The sequence below is a fragment of the Aequorivita sp. IT1183 genome, from assembly GCF_058068265.1.
On record NZ_JBYRHS010000007.1, the window covers coordinates 117,269 to 137,279 of the forward strand.

19 protein-coding genes are annotated in these 20,011 nt (G+C 34.0%); 3 read left to right on the top strand and 16 right to left on the bottom strand.

The genetic code is table 11. The features are described from left to right. The 8 genes from AC3RVF_RS15065 to AC3RVF_RS15100 all read right to left on the bottom strand — a co-directional run bounded on the left by AC3RVF_RS15065 (position 1) and on the right by AC3RVF_RS15100 (position 11,350). Positions 1–2,622, bottom strand: a complete 2,622-nt coding sequence (locus tag AC3RVF_RS15065) for an Eco57I restriction-modification methylase domain-containing protein (protein WP_489693709.1) — start codon at positions 2,620–2,622, stop codon at positions 1–3. A 5-nt stretch (positions 2,623–2,627) separates the two neighbouring features. After that, positions 2,628–2,945, bottom strand: coding sequence for a helix-turn-helix domain-containing protein (locus tag AC3RVF_RS15070; protein WP_489693710.1), 318 nt, complete (start codon positions 2,943–2,945; stop codon positions 2,628–2,630). An 857-nt stretch (positions 2,946–3,802) separates the two neighbouring features. Beyond that, a complete protein-coding gene (locus tag AC3RVF_RS15075) occupies positions 3,803–4,369 on the bottom strand; it encodes a toll/interleukin-1 receptor domain-containing protein (RefSeq protein WP_489690009.1) in 567 nt (188 codons plus the stop codon). A 196-nt stretch (positions 4,370–4,565) separates the two neighbouring features. After that, positions 4,566–5,588, bottom strand: a complete 1,023-nt coding sequence (locus tag AC3RVF_RS15080) for a toll/interleukin-1 receptor domain-containing protein (RefSeq protein WP_489693711.1) — start codon at positions 5,586–5,588, stop codon at positions 4,566–4,568. Between the two features lie 60 nt (positions 5,589–5,648). Continuing rightward, positions 5,649–5,876: a PGDYG domain-containing protein gene (locus AC3RVF_RS15085; protein ID WP_489690007.1), complete on the bottom strand. Its 228-nt coding sequence runs from the start codon at positions 5,874–5,876 to the stop codon at positions 5,649–5,651. A gap of 19 nt (positions 5,877–5,895) precedes the next feature. Next, positions 5,896–8,133 carry a caspase family protein gene (locus AC3RVF_RS15090; RefSeq protein ID WP_489693712.1) on the bottom strand — a complete coding sequence of 746 codons (2,238 nt, stop codon included), beginning with the start codon at positions 8,131–8,133 and terminating at the stop codon, positions 5,896–5,898. 34 nt (positions 8,134–8,167) lie between these two features. Further along, complete coding sequence (locus tag AC3RVF_RS15095; RefSeq protein ID WP_489690005.1) at positions 8,168–10,132, bottom strand: tetratricopeptide repeat protein; 1,965 nt, start codon at positions 10,130–10,132, stop codon at positions 8,168–8,170. Between the two features lie 357 nt (positions 10,133–10,489). Next, positions 10,490–11,350 carry a formate/nitrite transporter family protein gene (locus tag AC3RVF_RS15100; protein WP_489693713.1) on the bottom strand — a complete coding sequence of 287 codons (861 nt, stop codon included), beginning with the start codon at positions 11,348–11,350 and terminating at the stop codon, positions 10,490–10,492. Positions 11,351–11,588: 238 nt separating this feature from the next. Between AC3RVF_RS15100 and AC3RVF_RS15105 the strand changes: the two genes are divergently transcribed. The 3 genes from AC3RVF_RS15105 (at position 11,589) to AC3RVF_RS15115 (ending at position 13,407) form a co-directional block, all read left to right on the top strand. Further along, positions 11,589–12,548, top strand: coding sequence for a TerC family protein (locus AC3RVF_RS15105; RefSeq protein ID WP_489693714.1), 960 nt, complete (start codon positions 11,589–11,591; stop codon positions 12,546–12,548). A gap of 78 nt (positions 12,549–12,626) precedes the next feature. Beyond that, positions 12,627–12,929, top strand: coding sequence for a ribosome hibernation-promoting factor, HPF/YfiA family (gene hpf / locus AC3RVF_RS15110; RefSeq protein ID WP_489693715.1), 303 nt, complete (start codon positions 12,627–12,629; stop codon positions 12,927–12,929). 13 nt (positions 12,930–12,942) lie between these two features. After that, on the top strand, positions 12,943–13,407 hold the full coding sequence (locus tag AC3RVF_RS15115; protein WP_489690001.1) for an arsenate reductase family protein: 465 nt from the start codon (positions 12,943–12,945) through the stop codon (positions 13,405–13,407). A gap of 159 nt (positions 13,408–13,566) precedes the next feature. Here the strand turns inward: AC3RVF_RS15115 and AC3RVF_RS15120 are convergent, their stop codons facing one another. The 8 genes from AC3RVF_RS15120 to AC3RVF_RS15155 form a co-directional block, all read right to left on the bottom strand. Further along, positions 13,567–13,818, bottom strand: coding sequence for an acyl carrier protein (locus tag AC3RVF_RS15120; protein WP_489690000.1), 252 nt, complete (start codon positions 13,816–13,818; stop codon positions 13,567–13,569). Between the two features lie 3 nt (positions 13,819–13,821). Beyond that, the gene (locus AC3RVF_RS15125; RefSeq protein WP_489689999.1) at positions 13,822–15,093 is read right to left on the bottom strand and encodes a beta-ketoacyl-[acyl-carrier-protein] synthase family protein; all 1,272 of its coding nucleotides are present in this window, start codon (positions 15,091–15,093) and stop codon (positions 13,822–13,824) included. Continuing rightward, on the bottom strand, positions 15,090–15,539 hold the full coding sequence (locus AC3RVF_RS15130) for a 3-hydroxyacyl-ACP dehydratase FabZ family protein (protein WP_489689998.1): 450 nt from the start codon (positions 15,537–15,539) through the stop codon (positions 15,090–15,092). The genes AC3RVF_RS15125 and AC3RVF_RS15130 overlap by 4 nt, the downstream gene beginning before the upstream one ends. A 25-nt stretch (positions 15,540–15,564) precedes the next feature. Further along, a complete protein-coding gene (locus AC3RVF_RS15135; protein WP_489689997.1) occupies positions 15,565–16,338 on the bottom strand; it encodes an SDR family NAD(P)-dependent oxidoreductase in 774 nt (257 codons plus the stop codon). Positions 16,339–16,340: 2 nt separating this feature from the next. Then, positions 16,341–17,393, bottom strand: coding sequence for a type III polyketide synthase (locus AC3RVF_RS15140; protein ID WP_489689996.1), 1,053 nt, complete (start codon positions 17,391–17,393; stop codon positions 16,341–16,343). Continuing rightward, a complete protein-coding gene (locus AC3RVF_RS15145) occupies positions 17,390–18,109 on the bottom strand; it encodes a methyltransferase domain-containing protein (protein WP_489693716.1) in 720 nt (239 codons plus the stop codon). The genes AC3RVF_RS15140 and AC3RVF_RS15145 overlap by 4 nt, the downstream gene beginning before the upstream one ends. Further along, entirely contained in the window at positions 18,106–19,233 is a 1,128-nt protein-coding gene (locus AC3RVF_RS15150; protein ID WP_489693717.1) for an NAD(P)/FAD-dependent oxidoreductase, read from the bottom strand. The genes AC3RVF_RS15145 and AC3RVF_RS15150 overlap by 4 nt, the downstream gene beginning before the upstream one ends. A 72-nt stretch (positions 19,234–19,305) precedes the next feature. Continuing rightward, the gene (locus tag AC3RVF_RS15155; protein WP_489689993.1) at positions 19,306–20,010 is read right to left on the bottom strand and encodes a YiaD family glycine zipper/OmpA-like lipoprotein; all 705 of its coding nucleotides are present in this window, start codon (positions 20,008–20,010) and stop codon (positions 19,306–19,308) included. Position 20,011: the final 1 nt, after the last annotated feature.

Here is a 20,011-nt window from a genome sequence, read left to right on the forward strand (position 1 = left end):
TTACTCTTGACCAACAATTACAGATTGATTATTTATTGATACCAAAGGCTTATTCAAAAAACTACTTTTATGATGTTTACTAACGATAAGTTCAATTGTTTTATTCAAGTCCTTTAAATTTTTCAGAAAATTATATTTATGTTTCAATGACTGTATTAAATCATTTAAATTGATTATTCTCCTTGAATAATCTGAAATATGATTAATGCCTAACTCAAAAAGAACCAATTTATGTAGTAAATCTTTATAATATTTATCTTGTGTAGATTTCAATAATTTAATATTATTAATAAGGTGCATATATATAATTTTAGGACATAAATCATATATATATGAAAGTTCTTCCAATACACTTTCACTTCCAATAGAAAATCCATTAATTGTCTTACTTCTTGAAAGGCAGTTGATATCTACACAATTACTTAAAAATGAATCTAATTCTATAATCGACAATTCCTTTTTTGTTTTTTTATTGTAAAAAGGTGATTCTCCAACCATCCTTTTCATTTCTGCCAATTCTTCTTTCCCAAATTTGTATTCTCCTCGAATCCTATCTTCAATCTTAAATTCTAACAATAAGCGTTGAAAATCATTCTCTAAATCTTTCAATATGCATTCATTAATAAAATTGTCTAATTTTTTAATCGTAGAATAATCGATGTGACTAAATTCAAAATTAGGCAGTTTATTTTTTAAATAATCATTCTTTAAATTGAGGCATAACTCACTTTTATTAGATATATATTTAGAATCTAATATGTTTTTCGGAACAGGAATATTAGAAATGTAACCTGCACTAATTGTGAATTTTGGATTAATTAATTTTAAAAGAAAAGTTGCAACTCTAGAGTTTAAAAATGCTAAATGAGCAAATTTATTCCCTTTTATGACTTGAATTCCTGGGCCAGAAGCTATAAATACTTGATTGCTTTTTAAAATCCTTACATTTAATCCTAGAGTTCCAGTATCACTATATACTAGTTCTGTCGAAGGTATTTTATTGATGTTGCGAAGGGCGCTTCCTTTATTGGCTTTTATAAATTCTGCGTTTTCACCCCAAAGAACTTTGTAATAATTTAACCCAACCCATTTACTAAAACCTCCACCTTTACTAACAAGTTTCCAATCAGAATTTCCATTTACTTCCCAAGCATACTTTATAAATTCTTTATTATTCCCTGTAGATGTACCTTGCATTGGATTCCCATAAGCAGAATATAAATTGAATTTTTTAATAGTTTCAAATCTATTAGTTAGTTGGTAGTTAAACTCCAAATTTAAATTATCTAAAAATGCATTCTGATTAACAGTATATTTAAATTCCGAAGGGATATCATTACTTGAAACTAATATCTTCTTTTCTTTTCCTTTATTATTCTTCAGATTTATAAATAGGGTAGGGCTTGTATTTGATTTCTCTATAACACACAGGGCTATATTAGTTTTCTCTCCATTTATATCTTCAAATGCATTTGTACCTAAATCTATACAAACTCTTAAACTATTTTCCTTTAAAAATAATTCTCTAAATCTTTTTAAAGAAGACAAATACATCCAATTATTTTGAGTTACAACAGCTAGAATATCATTTTGATTCATTAGTTGCATAATTCTTTGAATAAAAGAAACACATAAGTCTCCTTTGCTTTCTGGGTAATTATTTAACAAATAATTTTTAAGTGATACATCCATATCTCTTTTACCCATAAATGGTGGATTCGTCAGAAATATTTTCTTAAGGTTTTCTTTATTAATTCTTTTTAGTTTAGAGTTTATTGATACTCTATTAATTGAATTTGAAGTAATTTTAGGATTTAAAAAACCTAAATTATCATTTTCTTTTCCTCCAAAAATATTAATTGATACTGACTTATCTGGTATTGAATATTGACAAGCATTAATAAATAAAGACAATGAGGTAATTTTGGAAAGATTCGAATCTAAATCATAACCAACTATTGTGTTATTTAATAACCAGTCAACAATTTTATTATCTGTCCAATCTTCTTTATAAGATTTAAACAAATAGAATAATTTTTCAAAAGAATAATTTAGAAAATTGCCTCCTCCAGAAGCTGGGTCAATTATAACTATATCTTCAAGTTCTTGAGGTTTAATCTTTGATAGCGTTTCATCAACTAGATACTTAACCATATAACTGTCCGTAAAAAATTGAGTCGTAAAAAGCAAATCAGCATCTTCAATCTTATTATTATTTTTACCAGTTTTCTTAAACGCTTTATTGGTTAATTCCTTTTTTAAATACTGGAAAGACCAAGAGATAATATCTATTACATCCTCATTTACATTTTCAAAACTTAATTGTAATTCACTAATAGTTTGAGTAAGTAATTTAGAATTAATGACTTTTTTAGTTTCTTTAAATGATTTAATAAGTTCTGGAAATCTATGGTCAATAATTTGTAACTCATCTCTAAAACTCAACAATATGTTATCAGAATTAATTTGATTTAATTGGATATTTGATTTTCTATTTTTAAGAATAAAACTTGAAATCAGGACAGAAAAAAATACACTTAAATCTGAAACACAGATTTCTGTACAAGTTGAATTTAATTCGAAATTAAATTTTGAAATTATTTTTTTTATATCTTGTTTCAAAATAATTATTTTTTATTCTTTTTATTATAATTTATTAATTTTTCATTTACGAGTTTAACTGCATTGAATGTAATATCGTTTGCACCATAATCCTTCAATATTTTTTCAGCAACGTGTTGAATTTTTAATTTTTCTTCAGATATTTTGTAATATTCGGCAAGTCGTTTTATTTGCTCTGAAGTTGGGAGTCTTTCACTTCTTTCAATCTTACTTAAAAGGGGAGAGTCTATATCAGTTCCTTTTGAAACCTGATGTAAAGTTTCACTCTTTAAAGTTCTTAACTCACGCAGGTATTTACCTAATTCTAATTTGTCTAAACCCATTTTGCTAATTGTTGACTTGTCAATTTTTGTCAAATATATTTCAAAATTATTAATTTAAGCCTAATAAAGGTATTAATTTTATGAAAAAAATATTATGTAAAATAGAATCTCAATGTTAAACTTGGCCTCATAAAATTTTGGTTAAAACAATAGGAGAAATGAGCGTTTATATTTTAGGGGTTTAGTAATACAGTTTCATAAGAGTTTCTGATATACAAGGGATTTCAAAGCATTGTTAACTAGTTAGAATGTTTCCTAAAATATAGCGATTGAACCGTTAATTGTTTCCAAAATTATATGCAGCCTTGAATTTTTGTTTCTTTTGTTTCAAGACAAAAGATAATGAAACAATAAAAAAAGGTTAATTGAAGTTCTAAACATAACAAGTGCATAGAATTTTATTTTTCTTAAAATTTATGCTCTTGTGGCAATCTACGAGAATCGTCTAAATTTTTTTATTACGTACATTTTATCGAATACGCGATTTTTAATAAGAGCAAAAAGGTTAGCTTTTATTTTGGCGTTGGCAAGCGTTGGATAATTGTGTGTAAAATAAATTGCCTGAGCAATTTAATTTTATAAAGCAATCGAGCGCTTGGTAGCGGCTATTTTACATAACGGCTAATTATAGATACATAATGTTTTAAATAAACGCTGCGAAGCAAACCGCTTATTAGTTTAATGACCCAAGTACCAATTATTATAAGGAAAACGAATGCTTCTGGGATATTTTACATAATACTACATTATAGCTATCAAATGGAAACAAAGGCTTAAACAACATAATGAACATTTGTACTATAATTTATATTATGTAAAATAGAATATTTAGATCAGCACTGATCCCACTACTCATTTTACCACGCAAAGAAAGCTATAAGCGTTTTGATTGCAATAAATAGTATTACTGAAACAATACCGATAAGTATATACTTCCCTATTTTCTTTGACTTTTTTGGGGAAGATGAATTTGCAATTGTATTTGCTACAGGTGGATTAAAATCTTTCTTAGAAATAGATTTGTTTTCTTCGGATAAATTTAAGATGTGTTGCAAATCGTTGACCAATCTTTCAAAGCCAGCTTCGTGACCTAGTGCTGCAAAATCGATAAATTGTTTTCGCGCCAATCGCATTGGTACTTCACAATCTTCTATTTTAATTGGGTTTATGCTTTTGCCAAAACTCATAGCGTACGAGATTTCGTCTTTTACAACATCTGAAGCTACCGAGGTTTTTGAAAGCACCAAAACAATAGCATCTGCCTGCTTTATTTCTGCTTCTATGGTATCGTCCCAATCTGTGCCGGAAATTATATTTTTGTCAAACCACACCTCAAAACCTTGTAATCTCAACGCTTCTACTAAAGATTGTATATAATCTATATCCTGCCTTGAATAACTGATAAATACTTTCTTTCCTCCCATTGCTTACAGTATTATTTTTTTGAAATGCTTCTATTTCAATATATAGCTCTTTTTAAAAATAGCAGCATCATCCACATATTTTCACCGTTAATGTTTAACATTAAACAGCCGCCGGGTTTTCCTCTATAAGGCCTTCCGTACTTTCTACTATAAATGCTATGTCTATTTGCGCACCTTGCTCTTCGGATATGCTTTTTTATTGATAACGCACTCGCACCCAGATATTATTATTCTCATCTACCCACACATCGTAAACTAAAAGCTTTTTACCTGGCTGTATATAATTGCCATAACGTTCAAAATTATCGCCTTCGTAAAGTTCACTTTTAAATATAGGTGTTATAATATCGTCAATCTGAGGTGGCATTGTTTGATCGCCATAATAATATAAATATCTTTTAAAATTATATTCGCCGCCTTTTATTCCATACCAAACGGTTGCAGATTTATTTAAAATGGTATTTAACTCTGTATAGGCATTTGCATAATATTTTGTGGATTTCCCGTAATGGTATAAAAAAGCGATATAACTGTCTAGATTATTTTTACTGTAGGTGTTGTTCCAGTCTTCATCTTCTACGGAATTTTGCACTGTTTCATCACTAAATTTATAGGGATCAACGGTTTCGGTATAAGTGTTGTCGGTACTTGGATTAAATATAGCAACCAAAATAAATATAAATGCAATCACAAGGGTAATGCCTACACCTATTCCCCCTATTATATAAAGTAAGTTATTGTTAGACTTTGGTTTAGGAATTTGTCTATTTGGTGTGGTATATTGCCTTGGCGGAACAAAGTTTACTTTCGCTTCCTGAGCATTTTCACCGTTTGATAATTGCATGTTTATATCCCTTACCAACCTTTGAAATCCTACTTCTGGGCCAAGTACTTCAAAATCGATATATTGTTTTCGAGCCAAGCGCATAGGTACGTCGCAGTTTTCTATTTTAATGGGATTTACACTTTTGCCCAAACTTAGCGCGTACGACATTTCATCTTTTACATTGTCTGATGCAACTGAGGTTTTTGAAAGAATGAGTATAAGTGTATCTGCTTTTTTAATTTCTTCTTCAATGGTATCATCCCAATCATTGCCCGTCATGATATTTTTATCGAACCAAACATCAAAGCCCTGTTGCCGAAGTGCCTGAACGAGCGATGAAACATACGCCGTATCCTTTTTAGAATAGCTAATAAATATCTTTTTTGAAGCCATAACCTTAAGTATTTAATTATCTTAACGTCAATTGATTACGTATTTAAACGCAAATCAATTTTACTTACAAAGCGTGTAGGTCTTCTCGAATATCGCTTTGTCACATACATACTTTTCACCATTTACACCTATCATCAACCAATCGCCAGCTTTACCTTTCATTAGTCCTTCCATAGTTTCCACTTCAAATGCTTCGTCTATTTGCGCACATTCTATTGGAATTGGTTTTTTCATTGCTTTTTTAAATTCCAATCTGGGGTTTTCGTCTTGAGTAAATTTCAGTTTCATGTATAATTTTTCATTGAATTTACGACAAAAAATTAAGTCTTAGAAATTTGATAAACGCATCTTGCGGATTATCGGTTTGCATTAAACTGGTGTATGCATTATAAGCATTTGTATAAATTGAAAGTTTTTCGCGCAATCCAGCCATTGCTGCGGCTTTTGCATAATTTGCTTTAGATTCTTCAAAGTTGCCTTTGTATAAATATGCTTCGGCTATGGTGGCAATTTTCCAAAGACTGGGGAACGGATCTTTGGTTGTAGCTTCGTAAGCTTGATCTGCAAACTCAGTCATAGTCGCCTTTTCGTCCTGCATTAAGCTTAAAAAAGCAAGATTTATTGCGTGATAATATATTTGTGAAAAGTCCTTTTTTCCTTCAGCCATTTTTAAGGCGTCGCTGTAATGCTTAAGGGCCATTTGTAAATCTTCTGCTGAAAATGATTTTAAATACTGCCTTTTATAACGTCCGCCCATTATTCCCAACAAATTCGAGTTGTTTTGCGCCATTGGATGTTCCGCCAAGATTTGCATTGCCTCCACTTCCCTCCCAGCGCCTTCTAAAGCGTAAATAAGTCTCTCCAAGCCTTTGCCGTCAAGGTCATTCAATTTTGGCCGTAAAGAGTTTATAACCGCGTTATATTCCCCCAAGGCAATATTGATTTCTTCTTTGTTCGAAAATTTATTCAGAAAACTTTTATTAGTCAACGTGTTTAGAATAGCCTGATAGCCGTCATCTTCCTCATTTTCTATATGTACTATAGAAAAATGATTTCCTTCAATTAATTCTTGATATTGTTTTGCAAATGGCTCCAAACTTGAACTTAGAGGCACGTATTCATCTTTGCTACCAGCAATAGTTTTAAAGGTAAAAGGGTAACCGTCTTTAAAAGCTTCGTCCCAGCGGCTTCTGAGTTTTTTCATATACGGACTTCCCTCTTTCAGTTCCTTTTCATCATTGCCGTAAGTAAAGAAGTTTTTTAGTTCTATTTCTGGCAATCCGTTACTTGGGGTGCCAAAAAATAGCAGGTGACTAATTCTATCTAAGTCTTCTTTTTCCAAATCCAACAAAGCTTGTTGGGCTACAATCCCACCCAAATCGTGCGCAATTATGGCTATGCGCTTGTATTTTGAATATTTATTTTTAATTGAAGTAAGCAGAAAATCTGAATTTCGTTTTATATCGCTCGCACAGGCCCAAATATTTTTACCCATTTCGGGCACCACATTCCCGCTGTATCCCAATGGAAACATATCCCAACCATCCAGCTCCGTATTTGCCATTAACAATTTTGGAGCTTCTGAAAAAGTATTTTCAGCATCTCCAGAAAAACCGTGTATAAATAGTATAGCACTATTAGAATTTTCAGTTTCTCGAAATTTTGTAACAGGTTCTTTATTAGTACTTTTAGACTTGCGTACTAAAGTTTCAATTTCATCATCAGCTGTATTGTCATCCATCAATTTTGAAGCGAAACTAACTACGAAATCTTCAAATATTTGCAAGTTCGCATACGGGTTTTGTTCAGGATGTACCTGTGGTACTTTTTTAAATAAATACTGAACCACTTCAAAAATACGTACAAAAGGATCGTCGTTTTCTTGTTTGTTATCTCCCCTTAAAACTTCAATCATACATTTTGTGAAAAGGCTATTTTCATCGCCTTCCATAATATATGAAAGCTGGTCTGCACGGCAGGCAGAAACAATGGTCATTCCCCTGCCATCGTCTAAATTTTGCGCTAGACCATCTGCATTTGTTAACTTTGGATGCTGTGTGCCTGGAGCCAAAACGCCTGCAGTCATACCCGCTGCGTGGCAACAATCTAAAAAGAATATTAATCGTCGTGATTCTAACTGCTGAATTTTTTCCTTTATTTCCTCCGCTTTAATCCATGTAGTTTTATAATTATTAGGATCGTAATCGTTTGGGCAAAGGTGAAAATACTTCTGATTCTGTTCTTCAGGTTTGCGCAGCGCCTCGTCTTTTATAAAAGTATTGTCGCTGTAAGTGCCGCCATGCCCAGAATAATATAGCAATACCGAAGAATTTTCGTCTGTAACTTCCAGCAGATGATCTAAGGCTTCCAAAATTCTTTTCCGCGTAGCCTTTTTGTTGGTTAGTAATTTGATGTTTTTCTTATAATAACCACCAAATTCCCTGCTGCCCAATATTTTGTAGATGGCTCTAGCATCCGTTGCAGATTCTGGAAGGTCCTTCCCTACTCCTATTAACAGTGCATGAGCGTTTCTAAGCTTTGCCATTTTTTTATAATTTACGTAGGTCTGAAGAGTTAACCTATTTCCAGAAATTCATTACTTCCTCAAACTCTTTTGAATTAGTATACTTTATGAATTGGGGGTCATTTTTATAGTATTTCCAGTGGTAAACATGCCCGTTTGCAGCAGCTTTCAACAATTGTTTAAATAATTGAGTCTGGTTTTCTGTAGCTGCATAATATTGAGCGAGCGCATAATCTACACTACCAAACTGGTAATCGCCGCGCAAATTTTCTAAACTGTTTATGTTTTTTTCGGCAGCCGGAAGATTGCCATCTTTATAGTGACTAATAGCCAATTTTGCTAATATTTCAATATTCTCAGGGTCTTTCAGGTGAATTTCATTCAAAATAATAGTCGCTTGACCGTACTCTTTATTATAAAATAGCGCGCTAGACAGAAGTTTTTGATCGCCGCTTTTTATTTCAGAATTTATAATTTTGTTGAAATATTCATTTGCTTTTGTTTCATCCTTTTTCAAAAGATATTCCTTTCCCACTTGCAACATTAGTTCCTGCGCCTCTTTTGAAGAGGCAGTGATTTCAATTTTTCTTAAAAACTGATTTAAAGCTTCAGTTTTATCGGCTCGTACATAGGCAATTGCCAATGGTCTGTTCAATAATTTGGCTTCGTCTTTAGTTTGGGTATTTTCAATGCTTTCAATTGCTGCGGCGTAGCGGTTCAATTCAATATCTGCAAATGCTTTTACATAAATACGTTGAACACAATAAGAGCAATTCTGAAGGCTCATGCTGTCCATATTTACGTTTTTGTAAATTGCTTCTACATCTTGAGGTTTATTTACATATTGCAAAGCCACAACCATAGCAGTTTTATTGGTAATTAAATCGAATGGCGCAAAGTCATATTCTTTTAGAATAGTTTTATAAACCGTTCGGTTATCGCCTTTTAAAAGCGCTTGGTGCATATTTAGCAAATTCAATTGCCGTTTATTTGCGTATGAATCTGGCTTTATAAGTTTTAAAAGCGAATCTGCCTTTTTAAATTCCTGAATGTTGTAATAATAGGCGACGCGAAGCACTTTGGGTTCAAAATAGGTGGAATCTAAGGCTATAGATTTGTTCAATAATTCTAAATATTCCTGGTCATCATTACTGTATTTAGCTTCCAATAAATATTTATAAGCTTCATATTTTGGTGGGGTTTCTTGCAGCATTAATTTTTGCTCATCCTTCGTAATAAAATACCCTGTAATAGATTCATTTAGGTCTTCAATACATTTAAGCGGGTTTTCGGCATCACATTCCGTAGGTTTAAAAGAAATAATGGTTTTATTAGTTTTCCCGTCAATTAGCATCCCTTGAAAAAGTAGCTTTTCATTTTTTAGGTAGAAATTTCCCGAAATTATTTTACTGGGTTTTAGGTATTCACGGACAATGGTGGTTTCATCTTCCTCAATTTTTTTTCCTTTTAAAATTGTTTTGTATTCATCTACCAAATCCTGTGTAATTACTTGAGCCACGTGGTTTTCGGTAATGCCGTGAATTATCCAATCGGAAGCCATTTTGCTTACAATATCATATTTAGGGTCGCCAGTGTTATTGCCAAATTTTAAGACAGCAATTTTATCGCTGCTAACAATTGTTGGAAGGCCATTATTTTGTTGTGAAAAATTCTTGCTTACAATCAGAAAGACAGCAATTACAGACAAGGAGGCGATAATTCCCAAAGCAGAAAAATACATTTTCCGAAATGCAGACCGCTTCTTTAAATCTTTTTCGCTTTGCTCTTCTTCTGTTTTATGCAACTTAGAAAGTCGGTATTTCCAAAGAAAAAAGATGTACAGTGGAAAACAAAGAAGTAATATTATTATCAGGAATGTAACAGACTTTTGAGGAAGACCTAAAGGTTGCCAAGTTACTGAAAGCACCTGCAAAATAATCCAAGCAGAAACCACGTAAATTGATAACATTTTAAATACTTCCTTTTCATGGCACTGCTTAAAAAAGGCGTTAAGCTTCATATTATCTGGTTAGTTGCGCTAAGTTACTCAAATTCACTTGTATGCCTATAATTTAATCCATATTAAATTGAAGATGAATTTTAAATGGTTATCTTTAAGCTATTGTTTAACTAAAAATATTTAATCATGGCCAAAACACCAGAAAAGAAGCCGGAAAATAAAAATCCGAAAAAACCAGCTGCTACAAAGGCACCGGCAGCACCAAAGGCAAAATCAAAGCCAGGAGCAAATATTAATCCAGGATAATCCATTACTATTCGCTAAAAGCACAAATAAAAAAAATCCCTTTATCGAGGGATTTTTTATTGGAAACTACTGCGAATGTTGTTCAATATATAATAAATGGATATTTAAAATTTATCCCTCCACGTCGTAAACAAAGGCGCGATATTTCAATAAAGCCACGAAAAAAGCACCGCCCAAGGCATTTCCTAAAAGTGCCAAGCCAATAAAAGATAAATACATTGTAAATGTAATTGCGGGCGAACTAATCCACCCAGCAAATACTTCTACATTACCAACAATACTGTGGTGAAGCCCAGTAAACGCAATAACCGCCGTAATAATAAATATCAATACAATTCTACTAAGCGTACTTTTGGACGCTGCAATTAGCCAAGAAAGCAAGCCCATTAACCAACCGGCTAATATTGCACTTACAAAAATTGTTATTTTATCGTAATCGGTTACGTGAATGGCTATTTTTTCGATAGTTACAAGATCAAAAATCTCCAAACGCGGACCTATCCAAACGAATAAAAACGCCATAAGATAACCTCCAAGTAGATTCCCCAAAATTACCAATCCCCATAATCTTAAAAGGCTCCCGAGAGTTCTTTGTTTGTTGAGAACGGGAAGCGTTAACAATGAGGTTTGTTCGGTAAAAAGTATGGATTGTCCCAAAATTATCATGATAAACCCAACAGGATAGACAAAAGACAGCAACTTTATAATTGTGTCTTCTTCAACTTTCCCGACTAGAAAGAAATATAATGCACAAATAAGTAAATAACTAAAACCTATCTCCAAACCCGCAGTAAAGGAGCTTAGCAAAATACTTATAGGGCTTTTATTGTATGTTTCCTGCCCTTCAATTATTTGTTGTTTCAGTATTTCACCGTGCGATTTCGCCTCAGTCAATTCTGAAGAATCAGATTTTTGCAACTCTTCATCAATATTTTGCTGTTCGTCGGTTTTGATTTTGTTAGGGTTTGCCATTTAGTTCTGCAATAAAAAAATGTTTCGTCTTCCGAAGATAATTAAATCAAATTCTAGAAACGAAACCTTTTTATTAATTTAGTTTGAAAGATGAGAAATGTACTTTTTATTTAAATTTAATAGGTTAAGATTAGCCTGAAAACTATTTAAAAAAGATTTAACGCTCTATACCATTATTAACGTTTCAATATCACTTTTGGATTACATTTCATCCTATTTTTGTTCAAAATTTTAACTAATGATGGTCTGGGTAATTTTTACAGCTTTTATACTTTTATTCTTAGCACTTGATCTTGGTGTTTTCAATCGTAAAGCACACGTTATCAAAACAAAAGAAGCCGCTATTTGGACTGCCATTTGGGTAACCGTAGCGCTCGGATTTTCCGGAGTTATCTGGTGGTTATTTAAAGATGGGTTAGTGGAAAATCCTACTAATTTAACCCCTCAATTAGCTGTACTTAAATATATTACTGGGTATTTGATAGAGCTTTCCTTGAGTATTGATAATGTTTTTGTAATTGCCGTTATTTTCTCTTCATTTAAAATTCCACAAAAATATCAGCACGAAGTTTTATTCTACGGAATTTTAGGAGCTATTGTGTTTAGAGCGTTAATGATCTTTTTCGGTGTTGCATTAATAAATAAATTTGATTGGATAATTTACGTTTTTGGAGCCTTCCTATTAATTACGGCATTTAGAATGTTGACCCATAAAGAATCTACTTTCGACCCAAAAAGTTCGAAAATGTTTCGTTTTTTGAAGAAACTATTCCCTGTAAGTTACAAAATGGACGGAGATAAATTCTTCATTAAACGTATGGGAATTCGCGCTGCAACTCCCCTATTTGTTGCGTTACTGATTATTGAATTAACAGATATACTTTTCGCATTAGACAGTATTCCTGCAATCTTGGCAATTACTGCCGATCCTTTTATAGTTTTTAGTTCAAACATTCTGGCGATTCTAGGACTGCGATCTATGTACTTTTTAATTTCCAGAATGCTAACCAAGTTTAGATATATCAATTACAGTCTGGTTGTTATTCTTGCGTTTGTAGGTGTAAAAATGATTCTATCGCACAATGTTGAAATTCCTGAATGGCTTTCGCTGGGTGTTATTGGTCTTTCACTCGCAGCTGGTATTATTGCTTCTATTGTAATTCCAGACCCCAACCCTACAGTGGTGGAAGAGGATTAATTCACAAAATCCTATTAAAAGTTTGGATTCACTTTTTTGCTATTGTATCTTTAAATTTGAAATCCAAATTAAAAAGATATGAATATAAATTTCGAGTATCACGAGGTGTCAGCAAGCCCAAGATTAGAAGAATTTGTTGCTGAAAAATTAAACAAACTTGAAACCAAATACGACTCCATTGTAAGCGCTGATGTATATTTTAAAAAGGAAAATACTACCAACCCCGAAATAGGAAAAATCTGTAGCGTACGTTTAAGTATGCCCGGCCCCACCATTTTTGCTGAAACGTCCACAGGATCTTTCGAGGCTTCGGTAGCAAAAGTAATTACAGAACTTCGTTCACAACTTCAAAAACGCAAAGAAAAATTAAACGCACATTAATAGCATGAAAAATATGGGAGTTATAGCACGCGATGAAAAACAATTGACGCTTATATACAGTAGCAATACGCGTGTAGGCACGCATACATTAAGCTATCTCACAGGTATTAACGAAAAATACTTGGCTATAGATCTAGCAAAAACTAAAGTTTCGGATACCCAATGGGCTGATATTGCAGCTGCACTTGGAGTTAAAATTGGTGACTTAGTAGATAAAAGACAGCTGGAAATTGATGCCGAAACTACGGAGAATTTTGGTTCTAATGATTGGCTGAAAATTATTCAGAATAATGATTCGGTTATTTCCAGACCAATTGCAATTATGGGTAAAAGAACCAAGCAAATAGACAATCCGCCAGAAATAATGGAGTTTTTTGATGTAGATTCTGCTGGTCTTGAACAAAGCCCGTCTAACGATACCGAACCCGATATTGAAAGAACTACCGAAGACGATAGATTTATTGAGAAGAATAAATAACTGCTTTTCAAACCTTTATTAAAGGTTGAAAGATTGGCTTAACTTTTTTAAACTGTTTTTAATAGTTGATAAAAAAGTTAAGCCTTTTTTTTTGAAAACAATTCAGAAATTAATTTAGCCTTTCGAATTAATATTTCGCTTAAAGCTCAAGATTTCAAACTACACTGAAATTTTCTGCTGAATTAAAGAAATAGCGTCATTTACACTGCGTAGTTGCTCCATATCTTCATTCTTAAATTCAATATCAAACTTATCTTCTATATCCAAAACAATATCCACCAAATGCGCAGAATTAATATTTAATTCTCGCGTTAAGTCGCTATTCGGGTTTATCTCCTGAGCAGCCACATCTTCCGGCAAGTAAGTCTTTATAATAGGTTCAAGCTTTTTATATATTTCTTCCGAAGTCATATTTTATATTTTTTTAAAGATAGCACAAGCGTTTACATCTCCGAAGCCGAAGCTTGCCTTTGCAATTGTTTTTAATGATTTATGTTGAAGTTTCATCGGAATTTTTTCCGAAGAAATAACGGAAGTGATTTTAGGATGCAAATTTTCGCAATTTACGTTTGGAAATATAAAACCTTCGTGCAATTGAACAATGGCTGAAACAATTTCAATACTTCCGCTGGCTGCCAAACAATGCCCCACCATTCCTTTTAGTGAATTTATATAGGGAAATTCTGAGCCACTTCTGTTTAAGGCAATACTCCAGTTTTCAATTTCATCCGGATCTTTAATTGTCGCAGTTAAATGCCCATTAATATAATCAATTTCATCCCCAGAAACATTTGAATTTAGTAACGCATTTTCAATACATCTCTGAACCGCTGTGCTGTTGGGTGCCGTCATACTTCCCCCGCCTCTTTGTCCCCCATTATTTATTGAGCCACCAAGTATCTCGGCATAGATAGTTGCTCCTCTCTTTTGAGCACTTTCTAAAGATTCAAGTAAATACGCTCCTGCCCCACTTCCGGGTACAAATCCACTGGCATCGGCGCTCATCGGGCCAGCAACTTCGCTCGGCGTTTCGTTAAATTTATAGGTTGTCACCTTCATTGCGTCAAAACCACCCCAAATATACGGACCGTGGTCGCTCGTGCTGCCGCAAAGCATATAATTGGCCTTCCCGTTGGCAATGTGCTCATAACCCATTAAAAGCGCCTCAGTTCCCGTTGCACAGGCAGAGGAATTGGCAGTTACCATATTTCCGGCGCCAATGAGCCCGCCTAAATAAGCACTCACGCCACTTGCCATGGTTTGGGCTACAGATGTGCTCCCTAAGCGACGTACATTTTTATCGTCAATTTTATAAATGGCTTCGCGAAATTTTTCAATGCCGCTGGTTCCGGTTCCAAAGATTATTCCTAAGTCCCATAGAGGTTCGCTATCTGATTTTGCGGGTTCTAATTTTGCATCTTTCAATGCATCCATTCCCGCAATTACACCGTATAAAATACCACTGCTATTGAAGTTTCGAAGTTGTAACTCAGAAAGATATTCCCGCTTTTTTTCTTCGGAAATGTTTGGTTTTGCGCCCAACTGACATGAAAATTTCAAATCGCGCAATTCCGGAAAAAACGAAATACCCGAAACCCCTTTTTTAATGGCTTCGGAAAAAGTTGGGACCCCAACTCCATTTGGCGCTACTACTCCCAACCCTGTTATTACAACGCGTTTCTTCATTTAATTTTAGATTCTTTTAGAAGCATGCCGCTAATGGTACCTTGCGCAACAATTTCATCATTTATGTTCAGCATTTTCACTTTACATTTTAATTTGTTGAATCTGAAATAGATTTTTTCTGAAACCACTTTTACTTTTTCGTCTGGAAATACGGGACGATAAAAACCAATTTCAGTGCTACTAAGCGCGAAACCAGTATTTTCTGAAAGAGGATCTTCACTTAGAAGAAATATTCCAAAACAGACCAAACCAATCTGCGCCATACATTCGGTTAAAATTACACCCGGTGTAATTGGGTTGTTTTTAAAATGACCTTTGTAAAAATAAGCGTCTTTGCTAAAAGTATAAGTTCCGCTTATATTTTCAGTGGAAACAGAGAGTAACTCATCCACAAACAAAAAAGGTTCGGAATACGGAAGCTTAGCTATTATTTCTTTAGATTTCAATATTGATCCTTTTTTGTTTTCAGTTTCACCTTAGACTTTCTCCGCCGTCAACTTTCATAACTATTCCATTTATCCAATCGGCTTCATCTTTACAGAGTAAAAACACGGCGTTTGCTACATCTGTTGGCCTTGTGAGCCTATTAAAAGGGTTTCTAACTTTTGCCATTTCAGCGAGTTTTTCACTCCCTGGAATTACTAAAAATGATGGTGTTTCCGTAGTTCCCGCTTGAATGCAATTGCTTGTAATTCCCGACGGCGCCAGTTCAACTGCCATATTTCGCATTAAAGATTCCAACACTGACTTTGCTGCAGAAACTGCTGCATAACCTGGCCAAACCCGAGAATTCCCTTCACTTGTGAAAGCGATATTTCGTGCGTTATTTGTAAATATTTCGTTGGCAATTAATGATTGAACCCACTCATACCAGCTGGTTGCCATTGCGTGAATTGTTATATCGAAATCTGTTTTGGTTAAAAGTTCATTTTCGGAACCATTCATTTTTTTTAAACTTCCTTTTGCAATGCTGTGCAATAAAAGTTTTACACTATTTTTTGGAAATTCTTTGATAATTTCAGTTCTAACTTCTTCACTTAAAGCGTCTTTATTGAACGTTTTTACAGCCACTCCCAATGCTTCTATTTCTTTAACAGCTTCTTCAAAAACTGGTAAATTACTTTTTCGATCGCGGTGAATAATGCAAATGTTCATTCCGCGGGATGCAAGTTTTTTAGCACTAGCAAGACCTAAGCCACTACTGCCGCCTAATATTATTGCCCATTGATTTTTGAATTCGCTCATAATTAAAATTTCAACAAAACGCGTTGTGCCGAAAAACCGGGACCGAAACTAAGCATCAATCCTAAATCTCCGCTGGCGGGTTTTTTATCCATAAATCTTTCTAAAACATAAAGCACCGTTGCGCTACTCATATTGCCATACAACCTAAGCACTTCTTTGGTATCATTGATGTTCTTGCCCAATTTACCGAATAAATCCTCTACCGTTTCAACAATTTTACGGCCGCCAGGATGAAAAATAAGATGATCAATATCTGCTATTTCTAAATTATTCTTCTTCAAAAACGGATGCACAATTGCTGGAAAATGTTCAGCTATTTTCTCAGGAACCGATTTATCGAGTATCATTTGTAACCCAGTGTTTACCAGCTTAAAACCCATCATATCTGTAGCATCGTAAAAATGGTACATTTCTTCGGCAAGAACTTCTGGCCCTTCGTCTTCTTCACTTGAAGACAATAAAACACAAGCCGCGCCATCACCAAAAATTGCAGCGCTAACAATATTCACCATTGAAAAATCTTCGAGCTGAAAAGTTGCTGTGGGCGCCTCCAATGCAATTACGGCTGCGCGTTTTCCAGGATTTGCTTTTAGAAAATTATTTGCATAAATAATACCCGAAATTCCGGCTGCACATCCCATTTCTGTAACTGGCAAACGGACAATGTCTTGTCTCATTTTTAGTTCGTTTATTAAATATGCATCTACGGAAGGAATCATTATGCCCGTACAGCTTACGGTGATTATAAAATCTACATCTGTAGGTTTCCAATTAGCTTTTTGCAAAGCTTTTTCAAGACTTTGTTTGCCGAGCTTTGTAATTTCTCGAATATAAATATCGTTGCGTTCTTCAAAACTTGTATTGGTAAAAACTTCCAAAGGGTCCATAATAGAATAGCGTTTATCTACCCCGGCTCCTTCAAAAATTTTAATCACTTTTCTTTGAAAACGACTTTCCTGATTTTGCATCCATTGTTCTACAAACGGAATAATCTCTGCTGTTTCTCTACTGTATTTAGGCAATTGCGTTGCAACTGTTGTAATTTTTACGCTCATAATTCTTTTTTGAGTATCCATTGGTAGCGGTACGCCCACCGCCAGTCAATTTCACTTTTCTGATTTGAGATTTTTTCTGAAATATTTTCTAGTTCCTGCTTTTTAAAACCTCTCGCAACTGAAATTAAACCGTCGTATCTCGCTGTTTTGGTTTTTAAAAATACTTTACTCAGAACTTTAAATAAATTGAAAGCTTGTTTACTTCGCTTTAAATCGTTTACTATTAATCCAATACTTGCTCTGTTTAATAAAATTTTCAATAAGTTTTCAACCTTATCATTGCTGAAATGATGAAGAAACAGCGTACACAATGCAATATCGCAATTAGGAATTAAACTTTCTTCTGAAAAGACATCAACTTTTAGATATTTAATATTTGTATAATCTTTACTCTGCTTTTCCGCAAAACGAACAATGTTTTCGTTAAAATCCAACCCAATTAATTCGAAATTGTAATTGTTCTTCCGCCCAAAATCGGCGCATTTACGAAGCAATTCGCCATCGCCACAACCTAAATCGACTATAGTAATCTTTTCAGATTTAGAATGATTTTGTAATAATTTTTGAATGCCATCAATGGTTATGCTATTACCGCCCAACCATCTGTTTACTCTTTTTAAGTCGTTTAATACAGCTTTCATTTCTGCGCCCTGAAAATCTAGACTGTCCATTGTTTCAATCTGTTGCGACCTGTATTTGTTGCTAAATGTAATCATTGAACTATATTTCCGTGTGTTTTTTTAATAATCAGTGGCACCAATGCAGGTGTAGCTTTGGCCACCGTAAACCCTACTTTTGAAGTAAATGGATTCATTAATATGCGTTGTATAAACCTTCCTGTTTTCAATCTACTTTGAAATTCATCCTCCCAATTTTTTGTATAATCTGCTTCTAAAGTAGCACGATTAAATTTGTTTTTCTGAAATGATTTTATAAATAATTCGGAAAAAATCTTGGCGCTTTTTATTGCCATTGCCATTCCATTGCCGCACAGTGGATGAATTAGGCCAGCACTATCGCCAACCATGAAAATATGATTTTCTACAGGTTTCTTCTCTTGAAATGAAATCTGGCTTATAGTAAGTGGTTTTTTAAATAATGGCTTCGCATTGTTGAAAAAATCTTTCAAAAAAGGATTTTTAGACATTTCTTCTTTTTGAAAAGCGTCAATGTCGCCATATTTTTTAAATGATTTGAAAGTGGTTAAATAACAGGCATTAACTGCGTTATTTTCAACTTTACTTAAACCGCAATAGCCCCCGTTAAAATTATGCAGTGCAACGGTGTCTTCTGGGAAATCGTATTCGTAATGTGCTTTCACCGCAAGCCACGGCGAAGTCTGCCGCATAAACCTTCTATTTAAAAAAGAATCAATATTCGATCTTTTCCCGAAGGCGCCAACTACAAAATCTGCATTTATAATTTCTTTCTTTTGCGTCGTTACACTGAATTGGTTTTCTTCGAAACTTACTTTTTCAACTGTGTCAAAAATAAATTTGACTTTGTTTTTAACTGCTTCATAAATAAGTTGATCAAAAGCATAACGACTAATCCCGAAACCGCCGAGTGGCAATGTGGCAGTTATAGGAGTGCCTTTTGTATAAGTAATTTTAAATTTTGAAATTTGTTTCGCTCCTACAGAAAATGGATCAACTCCTAATGATATTAAATAGGGCAATACTTCATTACTAACATACTCACCGCAAACTCTGTGGTTTGGGTATTCACTTTTTTCAATCAAACAAACGGAAATATTTGTATTAGCTAGATGCAGCGCAGTTGTTAGGCCTGCGAGTCCACCGCCAATTATTATTACATCCCATTTGCGTTTTTTCGTCATTTATAAAGTTTAAAGCTAAAAAAAAAATCCCGCCCAAAAGTGGTGCGGGATTCTTAAAATTTAATATTGCTATTATTCGCCAGCTTCTTTCTGTGCGTCTTGTTTCATTTTTTCATTAGGAACGATTGCAAGATTTACACGACGGTTTTTTGCACGTCCTTCGGCAGTTGTATTATCTGCTACTGGAGCTGTTTCACCAAACCAATTCGTGGTAAATCTTCCTGAGCTAAGCCCTTTAGATTGTACAAAGTAATTTGTTACAGACTGCGCTCTGTTTTTCGAAAGCGTCATATTCATTTCATCTGCCCCTACACTATCTGTATGACCTACAACTAGTACATTGGTATCAGGATACTCTTTAAGTACGCCAGCTAGTTTATCTAACAATGCTTGTGAATTAGCGTTAACATTGTATTTAGCTGTGTCGAAATAAACACCACTATTCTCGTCAAAAGTTACAACAATACCATCGTCCACTCGCTCTACCTGAGCACCTGGAATTTCTTGTTCAATCTTTTGAGCTTGTTTGTCCATTTTGGCACCTATTAATACTCCAGCACCACCACCAACAACACCGCCAATTACAGCGCCAATTTCTCCATTGCCACCTTTGCCAATATTGTTACCAAGTATAGCACCTAATACGGCACCACCAGCAGCACCAATTACGGCACCTTTCTGTTTATTATTTGCATTTTTGGTTGCTTCGCAGCTGGCTAAACTAATAACCATTGTAAGAGCTAATGCAACTAATGTAATTTGTTTAAATGTTTTCATA